The organism is Thermanaeromonas sp. DSM 22490, assembly GCF_056378755.1.
Map to the genome: position 1 here is coordinate 1 of NZ_JBJHHE010000011.1, position 16642 is coordinate 16642.

General features: G+C 48.3%; 15 protein-coding genes and 6 tRNA genes. 19 read left to right on the plus strand and 2 right to left on the minus strand.

Translation table 11 applies throughout. The features are described from left to right. Positions 1–255: 255 nt before the first annotated feature. The 3 genes from AC1BI1_RS08440 (at position 256) to AC1BI1_RS08450 (ending at position 494) form a co-directional block, all read left to right on the plus strand. Positions 256–330, plus strand: a tRNA-Val gene (locus tag AC1BI1_RS08440). 6 nt (positions 331–336) lie between these two features. After that, positions 337–413 (plus strand) — tRNA-Asp (locus tag AC1BI1_RS08445). Between the two features lie 5 nt (positions 414–418). Further along, positions 419–494 (plus strand) — tRNA-Phe (locus AC1BI1_RS08450). Positions 495–627: 133 nt separating this feature from the next. Here the strand turns inward: AC1BI1_RS08450 and AC1BI1_RS08455 are convergent. Then, the gene (locus tag AC1BI1_RS08455) at positions 628–2016 is read right to left on the minus strand and encodes an MFS transporter (RefSeq protein WP_476716848.1); all 1389 of its coding nucleotides are present in this window, start codon (positions 2014–2016) and stop codon (positions 628–630) included. A 152-nt stretch (positions 2017–2168) separates the two neighbouring features. Here AC1BI1_RS08455 and AC1BI1_RS08460 point away from each other — a divergent pair, with 152 nt between their 5' ends. The 16 genes from AC1BI1_RS08460 (at position 2169) to AC1BI1_RS08535 (ending at position 15890) form a co-directional block, all read left to right on the plus strand. Beyond that, positions 2169–3005 carry a response regulator transcription factor gene (locus AC1BI1_RS08460; RefSeq protein ID WP_476716849.1) on the plus strand — a complete coding sequence of 279 codons (837 nt, stop codon included), beginning with the start codon at positions 2169–2171 and terminating at the stop codon, positions 3003–3005. An 86-nt stretch (positions 3006–3091) separates the two neighbouring features. Continuing rightward, positions 3092–3895, plus strand: a complete 804-nt coding sequence (gene thiM, locus AC1BI1_RS08465; protein WP_476716850.1) for a hydroxyethylthiazole kinase — start codon at positions 3092–3094, stop codon at positions 3893–3895. A 169-nt stretch (positions 3896–4064) separates the two neighbouring features. Next, positions 4065–4577: a DUF1614 domain-containing protein gene (locus tag AC1BI1_RS08470; protein WP_476716851.1), complete on the plus strand. Its 513-nt coding sequence runs from the start codon at positions 4065–4067 to the stop codon at positions 4575–4577. Positions 4578–4629: 52 nt separating this feature from the next. Beyond that, positions 4630–6303: an ABC1 kinase family protein gene (locus tag AC1BI1_RS08475; protein ID WP_476716852.1), complete on the plus strand. Its 1674-nt coding sequence runs from the start codon at positions 4630–4632 to the stop codon at positions 6301–6303. Between the two features lie 53 nt (positions 6304–6356). Further along, positions 6357–7757 (plus strand): PocR ligand-binding domain-containing protein, encoded by a 1401-nt coding sequence (locus AC1BI1_RS08480; protein WP_476716853.1) that lies wholly within the window; start codon positions 6357–6359, stop codon positions 7755–7757. A 198-nt stretch (positions 7758–7955) separates the two neighbouring features. Next, the gene (locus AC1BI1_RS08485) at positions 7956–9053 is read left to right on the plus strand and encodes a uroporphyrinogen decarboxylase family protein (protein WP_476716854.1); all 1098 of its coding nucleotides are present in this window, start codon (positions 7956–7958) and stop codon (positions 9051–9053) included. 59 nt (positions 9054–9112) lie between these two features. Next, positions 9113–10312, plus strand: a complete 1200-nt coding sequence (locus tag AC1BI1_RS08490) for a uroporphyrinogen decarboxylase family protein (RefSeq protein ID WP_476716855.1) — start codon at positions 9113–9115, stop codon at positions 10310–10312. Positions 10313–10340: 28 nt separating this feature from the next. Continuing rightward, positions 10341–10991 carry a DUF1638 domain-containing protein gene (locus AC1BI1_RS08495; protein WP_476716856.1) on the plus strand — a complete coding sequence of 217 codons (651 nt, stop codon included), beginning with the start codon at positions 10341–10343 and terminating at the stop codon, positions 10989–10991. Positions 10992–11077: 86 nt separating this feature from the next. Further along, positions 11078–12172 (plus strand): TRAP transporter substrate-binding protein DctP, encoded by a 1095-nt coding sequence (dctP, locus tag AC1BI1_RS08500; RefSeq protein ID WP_476716857.1) that lies wholly within the window; start codon positions 11078–11080, stop codon positions 12170–12172. Between the two features lie 182 nt (positions 12173–12354). Further along, complete coding sequence (locus AC1BI1_RS08505) at positions 12355–12864, plus strand: TRAP transporter small permease subunit (protein WP_476716858.1); 510 nt, start codon at positions 12355–12357, stop codon at positions 12862–12864. Then, positions 12861–14186: a TRAP transporter large permease gene (locus AC1BI1_RS08510; RefSeq protein WP_476716859.1), complete on the plus strand. Its 1326-nt coding sequence runs from the start codon at positions 12861–12863 to the stop codon at positions 14184–14186. The genes AC1BI1_RS08505 and AC1BI1_RS08510 overlap by 4 nt, the downstream gene beginning before the upstream one ends. A 215-nt stretch (positions 14187–14401) precedes the next feature. Continuing rightward, a complete protein-coding gene (locus AC1BI1_RS08515) occupies positions 14402–15097 on the plus strand; it encodes a potassium channel family protein (RefSeq protein WP_476716860.1) in 696 nt (231 codons plus the stop codon). A gap of 19 nt (positions 15098–15116) precedes the next feature. After that, a tRNA-Gly gene (locus AC1BI1_RS08520) sits at positions 15117–15191 on the plus strand. 31 nt (positions 15192–15222) lie between these two features. Beyond that, a tRNA-Cys gene (locus tag AC1BI1_RS08525) sits at positions 15223–15298 on the plus strand. A 77-nt stretch (positions 15299–15375) separates the two neighbouring features. After that, positions 15376–15744 (plus strand): PaaI family thioesterase, encoded by a 369-nt coding sequence (locus AC1BI1_RS08530; protein ID WP_476716861.1) that lies wholly within the window; start codon positions 15376–15378, stop codon positions 15742–15744. 57 nt (positions 15745–15801) lie between these two features. Next, positions 15802–15890: transfer RNA gene (locus AC1BI1_RS08535), tRNA-Leu, on the plus strand. 129 nt (positions 15891–16019) lie between these two features. On the opposite strand, the gene AC1BI1_RS08540 is transcribed toward AC1BI1_RS08535, so the two are convergent. After that, positions 16020–16373, minus strand: coding sequence for a hypothetical protein (locus AC1BI1_RS08540; RefSeq protein WP_476716862.1), 354 nt, complete (start codon positions 16371–16373; stop codon positions 16020–16022). Between the last annotated feature and the right edge of the window lie 269 nt (positions 16374–16642).

Here is a 16642-nt window from a genome sequence, read left to right on the forward strand (position 1 = left end):
GTTTAAACATCACCTATTATTTATCTCGTGTTTTCGACTGCAATTAGCCTTGATTTAAGGGGTTTATCACATCACTTCTAGATCTTAGGGTGCAACGGGATGGCACCCATTCTCATTGGATACTTCTGGGGAATAGTTCGGGATTACGGGTTATAGGAGGTTCTGTTACAACAGCTGCTTAAAACACAAATGTCGGCAAAGCGTTGACTTAAACTATGACCCGTGCTATAATAAACTACGCAGTGCGAGCTACGTGGGCGATTAGCTCAGGGGGAGAGCACTTGCCTTACAAGCAAGGGGTCGGTAGTTCAAATCTACCATCGCCCACCATGGTGGGGAGCCGTAGTGTAGCGGTTTAACACGTCGGCCTGTCAAGCCGAAGATCGCGGGTTCGAGTCCCGTCGGCTCCGCCAAATCTGCCCCGGTAGCTCAGTTGGTAGAGCAGAGGACTGAAAATCCTCGTGTCGGCGGTTCGATTCCGCCCTGGGGCACCATAAAGAATTCCAAGGGTTTCAGAGAGGGACTGAAACCCTTTTTGTATTTAATCCTTTGCTCTTAAAATAAAAACCCCTTTACCAGCTAGGGTAAGGGGGTTTTATGTTTATATGTTTCTCCTCAGTATGCCTGCTAATGTATTTGCCCCCTGGCTAGGGAGGCAAAAATGCCACCCAGAGAAAAAACGGTAAATATAAGGAAAGCCATATGCATACTTTTTACCAGCAGGGGAGCTACTGCCGGACTAATTTGGATACCTTTAAAATAGAGGGAAAAAATTATAGCCACTATGGCCATACTAAAGGCCTGGCCCAGGAGTCGCATGGTACCTAAGGTAGAGGAGGCAACGCCGTAATAAGCTTTGGTCACCGAGCTCATGACTGCATTGGTATTGGGTGAAGAAAAGAGGCCAAAACCCAATCCCAGCAGCACTAGATTGGCCACTACAAGAGCTAAAGAGGATTGAGAAGTGAGCAAGGAAAAGATAAATAATCCTAGAGAAGTAAGGGCCATACCTGAGGAGGCCACTATTCGGGGTTCGATGCTATCAGATAAGCGACCGGCCAGGGGGGAAAGAAGCACTTGAACCACTGGCTGTATGAGGAGGATTAGACCAGCGGCCTGGGGGTCCAGGCCTTTGGCTACCTGGAGATAAAGGGAAAGGAGGAAACCCACGGCAAAGGTGGCACTATAATTGATTAAAGCGGCCAGGTTAGAAAAAGTAAAGGCTGCATTGGAAATGAACAAGTGGACATTTAGCAGAGGAAACTGAGTAGATTTCTCCTGCCAAACAAACATAACTATTCCTATTAGACCTAAGAAGAAGAGCCACTTACTAATAGTTCCCAAAGAGAAGGTAGAAGCGCCGTAGATTACGGCTGCCAAGCTGGAAGTAGATAAAAGGGAACCTACCAAATCAAATTTTTCTCCTTCAGCTCCCGCCCATTCCCCTTTTAACTTGGTTAGGCCTATCCCTAAAGTTAAGAGTCCTAGTACCGTATTCATAGCGAAAAGGAAACGCCATCCCAGGTAATGGGTAAGAAGGCCGCCCAAAAAGGGCCCGGTAGACAACCCCGCATACACGGCCGCGGCATTGATGCCCAACACTTTACCCCTATCTTTAGGTGGAAAAACAGAAATAAGTATGGCTACCGCTGTACTGAAGATCATGGCACTACTTATTCCGTGTAAAGCCCGCATAGCGATCAAAAAGGGTAGGGAAGGCGACAAAGCGGATAACAAGGAGAAAATAGTGTAACCTGCTAACCCGACCAGAAACACTTTCTTGCGGCCGTGCAGGTCGGCCAGCCGCCCAAAAGGAAGGAGAAAAGCTGCTGAAGTTAAAAGAAAAGCAGAGACCACCCAGTTGAGGCTTAAAGCCTCTGCTTGGAACTCAGCGCTTATGGCGGGTATAGCCAAGTTTATGGAACTGCCCATGAAAGGGGTTAAGAAGGACGCCAGTGTGGAGGCCAATAGGGTGTAGCGGGGGTCTGTCTGGGTTTGCGCAATTCTCTCCTCCATACCATTAACACCTCTTTGTCCTAGGTTTCCAGAAACTATTAACTCAATTATAGCACAGAATTTGCTTCCCCAAGGTTTCTCTTCGACAAGGAGGATTTCCCTGTAAAGTATAGAAATGTATCCGGCAAATAATATAAAAAGAGGCCCATGAGATGGTTAGAAATAACAAAGATGTGCGCTTGATTCTCTCAGAACTGGAACTGCGGGTGGCGCTGTTGGCCAAGACAGGCCTCAAACGCTGGGAAATAGCTCAAGTTCTGGGTATTAGAGAGGGCACTGTAAAATCCCAGCTAGAACGCATCAAAGCCAAACTTGGAGACGGGTGGAAAGAAGCCCCCTACATATTTTGGCCTGAACTTTCCGGGGAGCTTAAGGAAGCCATAAGTAATTTGCGTTCACCTGCACCCGTTCTATTTACCCGAGCAGCCAACTATACTGGGGTGCGTCAGGCGGAGGAAGGGGCTCCTTCCCCCGCGGAAGCGGTGATCCTCCAACTCCAGGGCCAATGCTCCCCAGCAGGTAAACGATATCTACAAAAAGCGCGCTCTACTCAATGGAGGCTTATCCAGTTAGGACATAAAGGGCAGGCCCTTTTTGTTAGCGCTGGGGCCCGTTTTTGGCTCAGGCCGGCCCTGGCAGTGTTGGTAGAAAACAAATACCTCAAGTTCTTCCAGAGCGATAGCAGCAGCGAGCTCTATCGACCCGCCTGGTTGCCTTATGTTATCCAAGGGCGGGCCAGGGGCACCCGGGCCGCTTATTACAAAATAACTGGGATAGGGACCAGAGATTATGTCCAGCGCTACCTGTCTTTGTGGGTGGCAGGCGACCTGGAAGTTTACGTTGCCCAGCTCCATACTAGGATGGAGCAGCGCTGGCAAGCCTTAAGCTGCATGGCCCGCCTGGCAGGTAAAAGTATCCCGCCCCCACCTCCTAGTCTAGAAATGCTTCTGGAGGAAGCCCGGTCTTTTCTTATTCCCCGGCAGCGTTAAACTTTTTAGGGATTATCATACTCTCCTTTTCCAGCTGAAGTATGGTAAAATACTTTTTAAAGATTTCGCCAGAAAGGGAGGACATCATGGACTGGGGAGAAAAAGTAGCTTTTTGGCGGCAAAAGGTGCAGGAGGAGCGCCCTTTAGTTCACCACATTACCAATCTAGTAGTCACTAACCTCACAGCTAACGTTACCCTGGCCATAGGCGCGTCTCCGGTCATGGCCTATGCCCTGGAAGAAGTAGCCGATATGGCACGGTTAGCCCAGGCGCTGGTATTAAACATGGGTACTTTAACCGAGGAAGTAGTGGAGGCCATGCTCCTGGCGGGCAGAGCAGCCAACGAGGCCCGTATTCCTGTTGTTTTCGACCCTGTAGGGGCGGGAGCTACGCCTTTACGCACAGCTACAGCGCAAAAAATTATAAAAGAGCTGCATATAGATATTTTACGTGGCAACGCCTCGGAAATAGCCTGCGTGGGCGGATTTGGCGGGCATACCAGAGGTGTTGATGCTTCCGGCACTCCAGCTCAGGTAGGAGAAATGACCAGTCAAGTAGCCCGTAATTTAGGTACAGTGGTAGTAGTTACAGGAGCTACTGACTACATCAGCGATGGCCAGCGCTTAATAGCGGTCGACAACGGACATCCCATGCTGACTTTGGTCACCGGTACAGGCTGTTCTGCTACTTCGGTCATTGCTGCTTTCCGGGCGGTAGAAGCCGACGGTGTGGGAGCCAGTGCCGCTGCCCTAGCATATTTTGGCCTGGCAGCTGAAAAAGCAGCCGAAGCCTGCAGGGGGCCAGCTAGCTTTGAAGTAGCCCTCCTGGATACCCTGTATAATTTACAGGGAGAAGCTCTGGTTGAAGGAGTAAGAATTCGAGAGTTGTAAAGTATTTTAGCCAGTGAGGAGCGATTAATATCCTATGTTTCCCATACTATGGCCCTTGATATTTCTTTTTTTGTTTATTCCTCTGTTATTAGTTTCTTTCTTCTTGAATTTGGCTGTTTTTTCCTTTGCCAAGCTAGGGCTATCCCCCTTAGGAGCCTTGTCTTTACTTTTGGCTTCTCTAGTTGGCAGCCTGATTAATATACCCGTTTATCGCCAGCGAGTGTATAATCAGTTCCCGCAGTGGAATCCCTTTTTCTTTTTCTTTTATTACCCACCGCAGGTGAGTTATCAGGTTATCTGCATTAATGTGGGGGGAGCGGTTATACCCCTCCTTTTTTCCCTATACTTGCTAACTACCCGGGCTCCCCTGGTACCTACTTTCCTGGCCACATTAATTGTAACGGCTGTGTGCAAAGCCCTGGCCCAGGTAGTTCCGGGGATGGGAATTTCCCTGCCCACCTTTATTCCACCTGTGGTGGCGGCCTTATCGGCCATCTTGGTGGCCCCTCATAATCCTGCTCCCGTAGCCTATGTGGCCGGAGCCATGGGAACCCTTCTAGGGGCTGACATTTTAAACTTGGGTGCTATTCGCCGCCTCCGCGCCCAGGTAGTAAGCATCGGCGGCGCTGGCGTCTTCGATGGTATCTTTCTAGTGGCTTTGGCCGCTGCCTTGCTAAGTTAATAAGTTAATTTTGGGGGATGGGGTAGAATATCTGTATGGAGGAGAAAGATTCTTGCTACGGCCGCGCTATACGCATCTGCAGCGCTTGCGAACAATAGCCAATACCCTGGCCAGGCATGGATTTGGTTACTTTATCGACCAACTGGGGTTCAGCGCCTTCCTAGGCCGGGGGGCCAAAGGGGAGAGACTCCACCTTTCCCGGGGGGAAAGATTGCGCCAGGCCCTGGAAGAGCTAGGGCCGACTTTTGTCAAGTTAGGGCAATTTTTAAGCACCCGGCCCGATTTGCTGCCGCGGGACGTTATAAACGAGCTCGCTAAATTACAAGATGAGGTAGCTCCTTTTAGTACAGAGGAAGTATGCGAAATCCTCAGGGCTGAACTAGGGGAAGGTTGGGAGGAGGTCTTTGTTTCTTTTGAGTCTGAACCCCTGGCGGCTGCCTCCATCGGGCAGGTTCACCGGGCTTCATTACCCGGAGGCCAAAAAGTGATCGTCAAAGTCCAGCGCCCCGAGGTTGCCCGCATTATACATACCGACCTGGAAATCCTGCACTATATAGCCCGCATAGCCCAGAGGCACAGCGTTTATGGGAAAATCTATGATTTTGTGGCGATGGTAGAAGAGTTTAGCCGCGCTTTAAAGCAGGAGCTGGATTATACTGCCGAAGGGCGCAATGCTGACAGGTTGCGTCAGCTTCTAGCAGAGGAGGAAGATGTTTACATCCCGCGCGTGTTTTGGGAATATACCACCAGCCGCGTTTTGACCATGGAATTTGTGGATGCGGTCAAGCTCAACGAAATAGAGGAAATTCTCCGGCGAGGTTATAACACCAAACGAATTGCCAATAATCTGCTTCGGGCCTTTAACCGCCAGGTGCTGGTAGAGGGCTTTTTTCACGGCGACCCCCACCCCGGCAACCTGGCCGTGTTGCCAGGGGAAAAGATAGTGTTCATGGACTTTGGGCTTATGGGCACTCTGTCCGAGGAGCACCGCAGAGAGGCCATCCGGTTGGTTCTAGGGTTGGTGCGGCGCCGCAGCCAGGAAGTGATCCAGGCTATGATCAATCTAGGAACGGTTCCTGCAGACCTGGATTTCAAAGCCTTGCGCCGGGAAATAGATAGCTTGCGCGATAAGTATTCCCACGCACGTTTAAAAGATATTAAATTGGGTGTGGCTATAAATGAGCTTTTGGATTTGGCCTTCCGCTTTCGTATACAGATGCCCATTGAATTTACCTTCCTGGCTAAAGCCCTGCTCTCTTTGGAAAGCCTGGTAACGACCCTAGATCCCGATCTGAGTTTCATTCAGTTGGCCGCCCCCTATGTGTCGGATTTGGTGCGGCGCCAATACAGGCCCCAGGCAATCTGGCGGCGGGTGGAGGAGGATTTTTGGGCTTACCTCAGTCTCGCCCAGGAGCTTCCCCAGCAGGTGAAGGGGATACTCAATCGCCTTAACCGCGGCGATTTGACTCTCCGGCTGGAACACCAGGAATTGAAGGCTTTCTTCAGGCACCTGGAAGGAGCGGTAAACAAACTTAGCTTAAGCCTCATCTTTCTGGCTTTTAGCATCATAATGGCGGGGTTGATCATCAGTGCGGGTCTAGGTTCTTTACCCTTAACAGCCGGTCGCTTTTTCTTCCGCTTGCCCGTGCTGGAGATAGGTTCAGCTATAGCCTTAATAGTTTTTATTTGGCTGTTGTTAACGATTTTTCGTGGGGGTAGATTTTAAGGGCTATGGTAAATGTTAATATCTAAGAAAAAAGGTGGGGGGAAGGGACTGCTGTGGATGTTACTATGAAGGACAGTATAAAGCAGCTAGTAAAAGAGCAAGTAGTGCAGCGGCTGGTGCGTTCTTTTTCAGAAGCTACAGGGCTCCGCGTCGCTATTTTCGATGCTACGGGGGAACCCTTACTAGAAGTAGAAGATTACTTTTACCATGTTCCTTTTTGTGAACTGGTAAATTCTTTACCGGAAGGCGCGGCACGCTGCCGGGACACTCATTTGCGCGCTTGCCGGCAAGCCTATGGGCTTTGCGATCCCTATATTTTCTTTTGCCATGCAGGTCTGGTTCACTGGGCAGTGCCCATTTTGGTTCAAAATGAAGTCAGAGGTGTTATGATTTGTGGTCAAGTCTTGATGTGGGAATTAGATAATCTGGCAATAGAGGAAATTTCTAACAAGGTAAAAGATTTAAATTTACCCGAAGCAGAACTAAAAGAGGCTATCTTGCGAATCCAGGTAGTAGCGGCACGCAAGGTACAGGCGGCAGTTGAACTCCTTAAAATAGTTGCCAGCCATATAGCCAGTACTATCCAGGAGCGCTGGCGTTTTACAGTAAGGAGGGGAGAGGAAGGGGCGGTAGAGGGAGAAGTTGCGTTTAGCGCAGCCGGCAGGAATGAAAGGCAAAACAATAACCCGGGGTACCGGGAAGAGAATTGGAGCTTGCCACGGGAAAGCAGTGTTAACGGCGTTGCCTTGTGGTCCTGGCTGGTGGAGTCAGAACCCTGGCGGCAGGGCGATTCTTATCAGTTAAATAAAGAAGAACAGCTGGCAGCTAGAGTTCGTCTGGGAGACCGGCTGGGAGCCGAGGCTATCCTGGATGAACTTTTGGGCAACATACTTTTTGTAGGCATCAGTCGACCGGAAACCATCAAATTTCGCCTGTTGGAGCTTTTGGCCATCCTTTCCCGAGCAGCTGTAGCGGGTGGTGCCGATTCCCAGGTTGTACTGGATCTAAACGCAAAATATATACAGGGGCTGAGCAGGGCCTCCTTAGAAGAAAGCATTCTGTGGATGGCCCGAGCCCTGGATGTTTTTATAAATAATATCTATGCTGGGAAGGAGACCAAAAACCTCCCTGTTATCGAGCAGGCTATTGCCTTTATTAATAAGAATTTTTCGCGTAGCATCAGCGTTGAAGACGTGGCTAAGGCGGTAGGTGTAAGCCCGGCTCACTTGACCCGGCTTTTTAAACAGGAAGTGGGGCGCACATTGATCGAATACCTAACGCTAGTACGCATGGAACACGCTAAGGTATTGCTTCGTCAGGGCAGGTTAACCTTGGATGAGGTGTGTCGCCAAGTGGGATATAACGATGTTTCCTATTTTTCTCGCGTGTTTAAACGGGAGATAGGGGTTACGCCGGGAGTTTTTCGCAGCCGTTATTGCTATAATAAGGAATAAATAATAATTAGCATATTTATGAACATGAGAATTAAATTTCAGATGCAGTTTGTAGCTAATGGAACAAGTCATAATTATACAAAAATATGCGCGAATAGTTCAAAGGAAGCAAAGAAAGGACGGAGAATTAAGATAACTAAAATCTCACCATAGTAGGATAGTTTATTAAATATATTGCACTTTGGGGAGGTGGCCAACATGTCCGAAATGACACCGCGGCAACGGGTGCTCACCGCTCTGGCTAAGGGAATTCCAGACAGGGTCCCCTTTGTAGAAAACGACATCGAGGAACCTCTACAGGTGCAGATCATGGGACGGGATGATTTCACCCCCGATGAGCTCTGCAATGTATTAGGCCTCGATGGTTTTGGTTACCATTATCCTACGGGTGGCCGGGCTGGTACTGGCCAGTCCATGCAGGGAGGCGATGCTTTCCACGAAAATTATTATTATCCACGCAAAGTAACCTTTGATTTCTTCCCTCCGTGGATCGCCAAGATGGGGGTAGATTCCGAAGGGCGTAACTTTGTGGAGAAAGGTTTGCTGGTAAATGAGGAATCCCTGAAGCTATTTGATGAATACTTGCCGGACCCCGATCACCCGGCTCGTTATGAAAGGGTAGCAGAGTGGATAGCTAAATACAAAAAGAATTATGCTGTCTTTGCGCGTATACGCTTGGGGGCCGCTTCTACCATTAATAGTATGGGTCTAGATAATTTCTCGTATGCCATGTTTGATAATCCCAAACTCATCCACGAGATTCATAGTCGCTTTTCTGAATGGTCGGCCCGGGTAGTGGAGCATTTAAATCAGATGGATTTCGATTTCTTCTGGGCCAACGATGATATTGCAGATAATAAAGGCCCCTGGATGTCGCCGGCAGCCTTCCGGGAATTCCTGTTGCCCCACATGAAGGTAGTAGCCCAGGCTATAAAGAAGCCATGGATTTTCCACAGTGATGGCAACTTATTTCCCATTATGGAGGACTTGCTCAGCTTAGGGATGAGCGCCATCCATCCTATTCAGCCGGCGGCCATGGATATTGGCAAGGTGAAGCGGGAATACGGTCACCGGGTATGCCTGGTGGGAAACATTGACCTGGACTATACCTTGACTCAAGGTACCCCGGAAGAAGTAGAAGCGGAAGTCAAGGAACGCATAAGGGTAGCAGGACCCGGCGGCGGATACATTTGCAGCAGTGCCAATAGCCTTCCGGCTTATGCCAAAGTGGAGAATGTCTGGGCTATGACCCGGGCAATAAAGAAATATGGCAAATATCCTTTGGAGTTGGATTAGGCAATATAGCAGGGGCCATGCGGCCCCTTTAAACAAATACTTTGGGGGCGCGGGTGGATATGACCCATAAAGAACGAATGCTCAAAGCAGGTAGAGGGGAATGGCCTGATAGGTTGCCCTGGGCGCCTAGGCTCGACCTTTGGTACAATAGCAACTCCCTTTACGGTACTTTGCCACCGAAATACCAGGGCTATACCTTGGAACAAATTTACGACGATCTGGGAGTTGCCCACCATAAAATAGTACCGGAATTTTTGAAAGTGCGGTCAGAAGATGACATTGTGGATCGGGGGCTAGGTCTTTACCGCCTTTGGGGTATGGCTTACCGGGTGGAGCTGCAAAATGTGGAGAGGGTGGTAAAGAAAGAAGGCGATGTAACCTTAGTGGAGTACCATACTCCGGTAGGAAGTGTTTCCTGCAAGATCTTGTTCACCGAAGAAATGCGGCGGGCAGGGGCTTCCATTACCTGGATTGATGAACATGTAATTAAGAAACCTGAAGATTACAAAGTGGTAGGTTATATTTTCCGAAATCTTAAAGTTACACCCGATTACGATAATTACCGTGAATACCAGAAATTTGTAGGAGACAGGGGATTTGCAGCGGCCTTTGCCAACCTTTCGGCCAGCCCCATGCACCATATAATGAAGGAATTCATGGGGGCTACCCAGTTTTATCTTGAGCTTTATGATCACCCCCGGGAATTGCAGCAGCTTTGCGAAGACATGGAGCCCTATTTTAATAGTGTTTTCCGAATTCTGGCTGATTCGCCGGCGGAAGTAGTCTTTTCCGGAGCCAATTATGATGAGATGTTGACTTACCCGCCCTTTTTCGAGAAATATATTTTGCATTATTTACAGAGATTATCTGCTCTCCTCCACGAGAAGGGCAAATTGCTCCTAAGCCATTGTGATGGAGAAAACCAGGGGCTTTTACCTTTATTGGCTGAGAGCGGGATCGATATTGCAGAAGCTATTTGCCCCCAACCTATGACCAAGTGCACTATTACCGAAATAAAAAAGGCCTTTAAAGATAAGGTTACTATTTTTGGCGGGGTACCCTCCATGGTCTTGCTGGAAGATAGCATGAGCGATGATGATTTTGAAGTATTCATGCGCAATCTTTTCCGGGAAATAGCCCCCGGTTATCGCTTCATACTCGGTGTAGCGGATACGGTGCCGGCCGATGCCAAGTTTTCCCGTATAAGAAGAATTGGTGAAATGGTAGAAGAATGGGGACAATTGCCAATGAGGTTATAAGAGTTGTTGGCTGTTGAGGTTTTCGGTTATGAGATATGTTATTGCCTGTGAAGTTTTGCGCTACGAATTGGAAAGCTTAGGTGTTACAGTTGAGGGGGCGACGTTTCTTAAGCAAGGGTTACACCGGACCCCGGATCTCTTGCGAGTTACCCTCCAGGAAAAAATCGACCAGTTAGAGGACCAGGGCTTTACTGGTACCATTATCCTGGGATACGGCCTTTGCGGTAATGGTGTGGTAGGCTTGAAGACCAGGAGGTGCCACCTGGTAATTCCTAAGAGTGATGATTGTATCGGGCTGCTATTAGGATCCAGGCAGGCCCATGAACAGGATAGACAAAAGGGTAATGCCTATTACCTGAGCCGGGGATGGATTGAATTTGGAACCGATTCTTACAAAGAATACCAGCGTTGCGTTTCCCTCTATGGAGAAGAGACAGCTAGATGGATACTTGGCGAGATGCTTAAAGGATATACCCGGGCCGTCTTTATAGATACCGGGCAAGAGCACGGGGAAGAAGACCGGGAGTATGTGCGGCGTTTTGCTGAAGTTTGCGGGCTAATTTACGATGAGGTGGCTGGAAGTTTAGGTTGGTTAAGGCGTGTTTTAAATTTTGAAGGAGAAGATTTAGTAAGGGTATCCCCAGGCGAGATGGTAGAACTGGAGAAGTTTTGGGGTTAAGGAGGTGAAAAAGTATAGTTTATAGTTTATATTTAAGGATTTACCAAAAATTTACCAAAACTTTTATATTAAGGAGGGCAGGAAAGATGAAGCGGTGGTTTTCCAGGGTTACCATTGTTTTAGTTGTCCTTTCTTTAGTTTTGACTTTGGTAGCCGGCTGCGGACAGGGGGCTTCCGGAAATAAAGGGCAAGAAGCTCAAGCGGGGGCATCTCCGGGAAAAGTTATCACCTGGAAAATGGCTACCAGCTGGTCTAAAGGTATTCCCCTTTACACCGAAGGAGCAGAATATTTTGCCAAAGAAGTAGAAAAGATGAGCAACGGCAGGCTGAAAATCGAGGTTTTCCCTGCGGGAGCCATTGCACCGGCTCTGGAAGTAACTGAGGCTGTTAGGACAGGAGTTGCTCAGGCAGGGCATCTCTGGCCTGGTTATGACATAGGTAAGGATCCGACCTCTGTTTTATTCGCGGGTTACGCCGACAGCCCCGACTCCGAGCAGATGATTCACTGGATCTATAACGGTGGAGGTTATAAACTCTGGCAGGATTGGCGCAAGGAGAAATTTAATTTGGTGGCTTTTCCTTTACTTGTCCGTCCGGCAGAGGTTTTCCTCCATTCGCGTAAGCCGGTGAGAAACCTCAATGATCTTAAGGGCCTTAAGGTGAGGACTGTAGGCGCTTGGGCTGAGATTCTTCCTAAGTTAGGCGCTTCAGTAGTATCCCTGGCGGGGGACGAAGTTCTCCCGGCCCTGGAAAGAGGAGTTATCGATGCTACTGAGTGGGCTACTGCCGGCGAAGACTTGGTCATGGGATTCCAGGATGTGGCTAAATATGTTATTGTTCCTGGAGTACACCAGCCCAGCGCTCCTTTCGAACTGGTAATAAATCCTAAAGCCTGGGATGAGTTGTCTAAGGATCTCAAGGCTATTGTAGAGAATGCTGCCAAAGCTACAACCCTTCATTCCTGGACCAAACTCGGTGTGGATGATATAGGTGCTATAGAAAAATTTAAGCAAGCCGGAAATGAGATAATTGTGATGGACGAATCTGTTAGCCAAGAAGCCAAGAAGTATGCCAAGGAATGGGCTGATCAGAAGGCATCCGGCAATCCCTGGTTTGATAAGGTGTTAAAATCCCAACGTGAATTTTCCCAGAAATGGAAGAGTATTGAAGCCAATCGCTAACAATACAAAATCGAGGCTATGATTTAAGAGGGGCCCTTTCTCAAGTAGGATGCACAAGGGCGCACCCAGGGAAAGGGCTCCATATAATTTTCTTTTCGAGCGAAGCCGGGATGTCATATTGGCTATTAGGAAAAGTGGCTTATGGCAGGGGGCAATAAACGAGAAATTCGGAGGGTGTACTGATGTTATCAACTATACTGCGCACTATTGATTCCATCAGTGAGGTCTCGGGTAAACTGGCGGCTTTTATTGTGATCCCGAACTTTTTAGCTCTAGTTTACGAAGTAATAGCCAGGTACATTTTTAAAAGTCCCACTATATGGTCCTACGATGTGACTTATATGCTCTACGCAGCTCACTTTTTATTGGGAGCTGCTTTTACCTTAAAGCACCGGCGGCATACCCGCGTGGATGTGTTTTACTCCCACTGGTCTCCCCGAGTACAAGCTATTATCGACGTGGTGTGTTACCTAGTGTTATTCTTCCCTGCCATGTTGGTATTAATATACGGCGGGGTGGGATTAGTTCACGAGTCTCTAATTATGCAGGAAAGGTCCCAGGCCACTCCATGGAGGCCGGTGGTGTGGCCCTTTAGAGCGCTACTGCCGTTGGGTTTTTTCTTGCTCTGCCTGCAAGGGATTGCTGAATTCATCCGTAGACTGAATGTAGCAGTTAGGGGGGCAGATAAGTGAGCTCAGAGTACTTCTCCCTGTTGATGTTTGTAGCAGTAATTATATCCATTCTGGCCGGTTTCCCGGTCGCTTTTTCCTTATTAGGAGTATCCTTACTTTTCGGAGTTTATTCCTTCGGCGATGCTGTAGCAGCTATGCTGATCCGCCGGATCTTCAACACGGCGGGCAATTACGTATTGGCCGCGGTCCCCTTTTTCGTGTTTATGGGGGTTATGATGGAAAAGGTAGGGATGGCGGAAAATATCTTTCAAGCCATAAGGTTATGGATAGGCAAACTTAAGGGAGGCCTGGCCGTCAGTACTATACTTTTATGTACCGTCATTGCTGCCTCCAGCGGGATCATAGGGGCGTCGGAGGTTATAGTCGGGCTGCTGGCCCTTCCTATCATGTTAAAACACAATTATCAAAAAGAGTTAAGTGCGGGGACTATCATCGCCGGCGGGGCTCTGGGCACCTTAATCCCACCCAGTGTAGTGACTGTTGTCTACGGGCCTACGGCAGGAGTTTCTGTGGGAAGGCTTTTAATAGCCACTATTTTTCCCGGACTTCTCCTGAGTACTATCTATATCCTTTATATCCTCATAAGATGCCATCTCAATCCGCGTCTGGGTCCCCCGGCGCCGGTAGAAACAAGCATGACCCTGGGGGAGAAACTCTCCTTTACGGCCCGGGCCTTTGTACCTCCCATTTTCCTCATTCTAGCCGTACTGGGGAGCATAATTTTTGGCCTGGCTGCTCCTACGGAGGCTGCCGCCATGGGAGCCTTTGGTACCGTACTGCTTACTATAGGTTACCGTAGGCTGAACTGGAAAGTTTTAAAAGAGGTTGTTTATGAAACCTTAAAGTTGACGAGCATGATTATGATTATCTTGGCAGCAGGGTCGGCCTATTCTGGGGTCTTCCTGGGAGCAGGTGGCGGTGCTGCTCTGGAGAAGATATTGATGTCACTGAATTTGGGGCGCTGGGGCCTGCTGGCCATTTTTATGCTAACCATATTTCTGGCCGGATTTTTGCTGGACTGGACCAGTATAATCTTAATTTTCGTGCCCATATTCGCCCCCATAATTACCAAACTCGGCTTTGATCCTATCTGGTTCGGAGCCCTGGTAATTATGATGATACAGACTTCCTATCTTACGCCCCCTATGGCGCCAGGAATATTTTACTTGAAAGGGATCGCTCCGCCCGAACTAAAGGAACACCACATTTACAGGGGCGTTGTAGCTTTCACTTGCCTCCAGTTACTGGGGATCTTACTTGTCATTTTATTCCCCCAGATTGCCTTGTGGCTACCCAATCGTATTATGGGTATGGGGAAGTAATCGATTGTTTTATGCTTAACAGGGTTGGTACCCCCAGGTGGCGTAATTTCTTTCTTATCCTGACGCCCAATAAACTAACAGCAGGGGCGGGGGTAAGCTCTATCTAGGGGGTACCACTTTTATTATCGAACACACATGATAAATATAGCAGGAACTTAAGTGGTTGACGGCGAACTATAACACTAAGCAACTTCTCTAAGGATCGAGGTCGCAGTATGAAAATAGTAATTGTCGGCGGTGGCAAGGTAGGAACTCAGTTAGCTAGACAATGTAACCAGTTGGGCTATGAAGTTACTTTAATAGAATATAACCGGAACAAGGGTGAAAGACTAAAAAAAGAACTGGATATACCGGTTATTCTTGGGGACGGGACTAACCCTCAGATTATGAAGGCAGCCGGGGCCGAAGAGGCCGACGTGGTAGTGGCAGTGACAGACGATGACCAGGATAATTTAATTATTTGCCAGCAAGCAGAAAGGCGATTTAAAGCTAAACGCACCCTTGCTTTAGTTAATAATCCTGGCAACGAAAAACTCTTCAGCTGGCTGGGCGTTAATCAGGTAATCGGCCCTGTTTCTCTTATTCTGGGACTCATCCAAGGAACTGTTGATATGCAACAGACCACAACCTTGTGGATGCAAGGCATTAGAGATCTCAAGATGATTCAAGTCAAAATCGGCCCCCATGCTCCCTCAATTGATAAGCGGGTAAAGGAACTCAAACTCCCCAATGAGTGTATTCTCGTAACTATTGTCCGGGGAGAGTCAGCTATTGTCCCGTGCGGTAACACCTGTATTAAAGCCGGAGATCTCATCTTCGCCCTTACTCACCCTAGTGTCGAGGCAGAACTGGAGCGCGTTTTAATAGGTTATGAAAAAAGCCTTGACGGGCAAAGGAGCTCTATGCTATAATCCTGCCTGCAAGGGTTGTGCGGAAGTAGCTCAGTGGTAGAGCATCGCCTTGCCAAGGCGAGGGCCGCGGGTTCAAATCCCGTCTTCCGCTCCATTTTTTATCTATAAGAGAAGTTTTGGGGTGAGGCGCGGTGGCGAAGTGGCTAACGCCGCGGTCTGCAAAACCGTTATTCGCCGGTTCAAATCCGGCCCGCGCCTCCAGTATTTAGACCATTTCGTACGGAGGAATGGTCTTTTATTATGTTTCTTTTACCCCAAAAAGAATGGGTGGCAGATAAGTGACCAATCCCTTTATAGAGTTGCTGGGAGTAGAATTTGTACATATAGAGCCGGGGCTAACTGAGGCCAGACTTAAAGTGCATCATAAACACCTTAACCCTTGGAACAATCTTCACGGCGGCGTGTTTGCAGCTCTGGCTGATACAGCTATGGGAGCGGCAGTGCGCGCGACGGGGAAGGTGGCGGTTACAGTAAACTTGGTACTCAATTACCTTCAACCCGTTAAAGAAGGAGAAGAGTTGAGTTGTAAAGGCAAAGTAGTTTATGAAGGAAAAAGTATTATTCACGCCGAAGCCATTATGATGGTAGAAACGCGGGAAGTGGGTAGGGCTACCGGTATTTTTTATGTAGTCGGAGAAAGCTGTTGAAGAACAACTGGAAGCTGTGGTATAATTGTTTTAACACAAGTGATGTGATAAATATATGCGAGAGTGGCGGAACAGGCAGACGCCCGAGACTTAAAATCTCGTGGACCGTTTGGTCCGTGCGGGTTCGAGTCCCGCCTCTCGCACCAGCGCAAAAAGGCTTCCCTTTAACCAAGAAGGGAAGCCTTTTTAATCTACTCACGGCTTTCAGGCCACGGAGACAGTTGCGGGAAATCCCTGATGGTTTGATGGAGCTCGTTTACTAAAGCAGACCAGCATTACGGATCTACTTGTACGGGTTGAATTTCAATAGCACAAATACGGCTTACGGGAATTATGATTGCCCTCATGATCTGTTTATCAACAAGCTTACCACCGCTGAAGACTTTCATGAAGAGACAATCACCTGATGTTGGAAGCAGAACAGCAAAATTAAATATAAAAAACAATTTGGAGCCATTTATGACTTTTTTGCAACAATCTCCACACTCGAACTCAATACCAATTTTGTGGGCTCCATCAGGGCGTAACTCGTTAATGGCTGACTCTAATCCTTCCAATACTGGGTCTTTTTTTTCGGGTGAACCTTCTTTGATTTTATCAAAAATGGTGTTCAAATCAGCTTGGGACATTGGGATCACTCCTTCTGATAGTCTTTGATAATATAATATGGCTTTATATGGAAATAGTTACACCAATAAGACAAGCAATATACTGAAATACACAACGAAGGCGTCACACTTAAAGTCTCGTGAACCGATCGGTCCGTGCGGGTTCGAGTCCGCTTTCGGCGGCTTAGTCTCGGCGAATGGGAAGATGCTCCAGACTCCTCTAGCTAGCCAGGTCCTGTGCCAATGTTCCCTTCCAAAAAATAGCCTTACCAGGCTAACACCCAAATCCT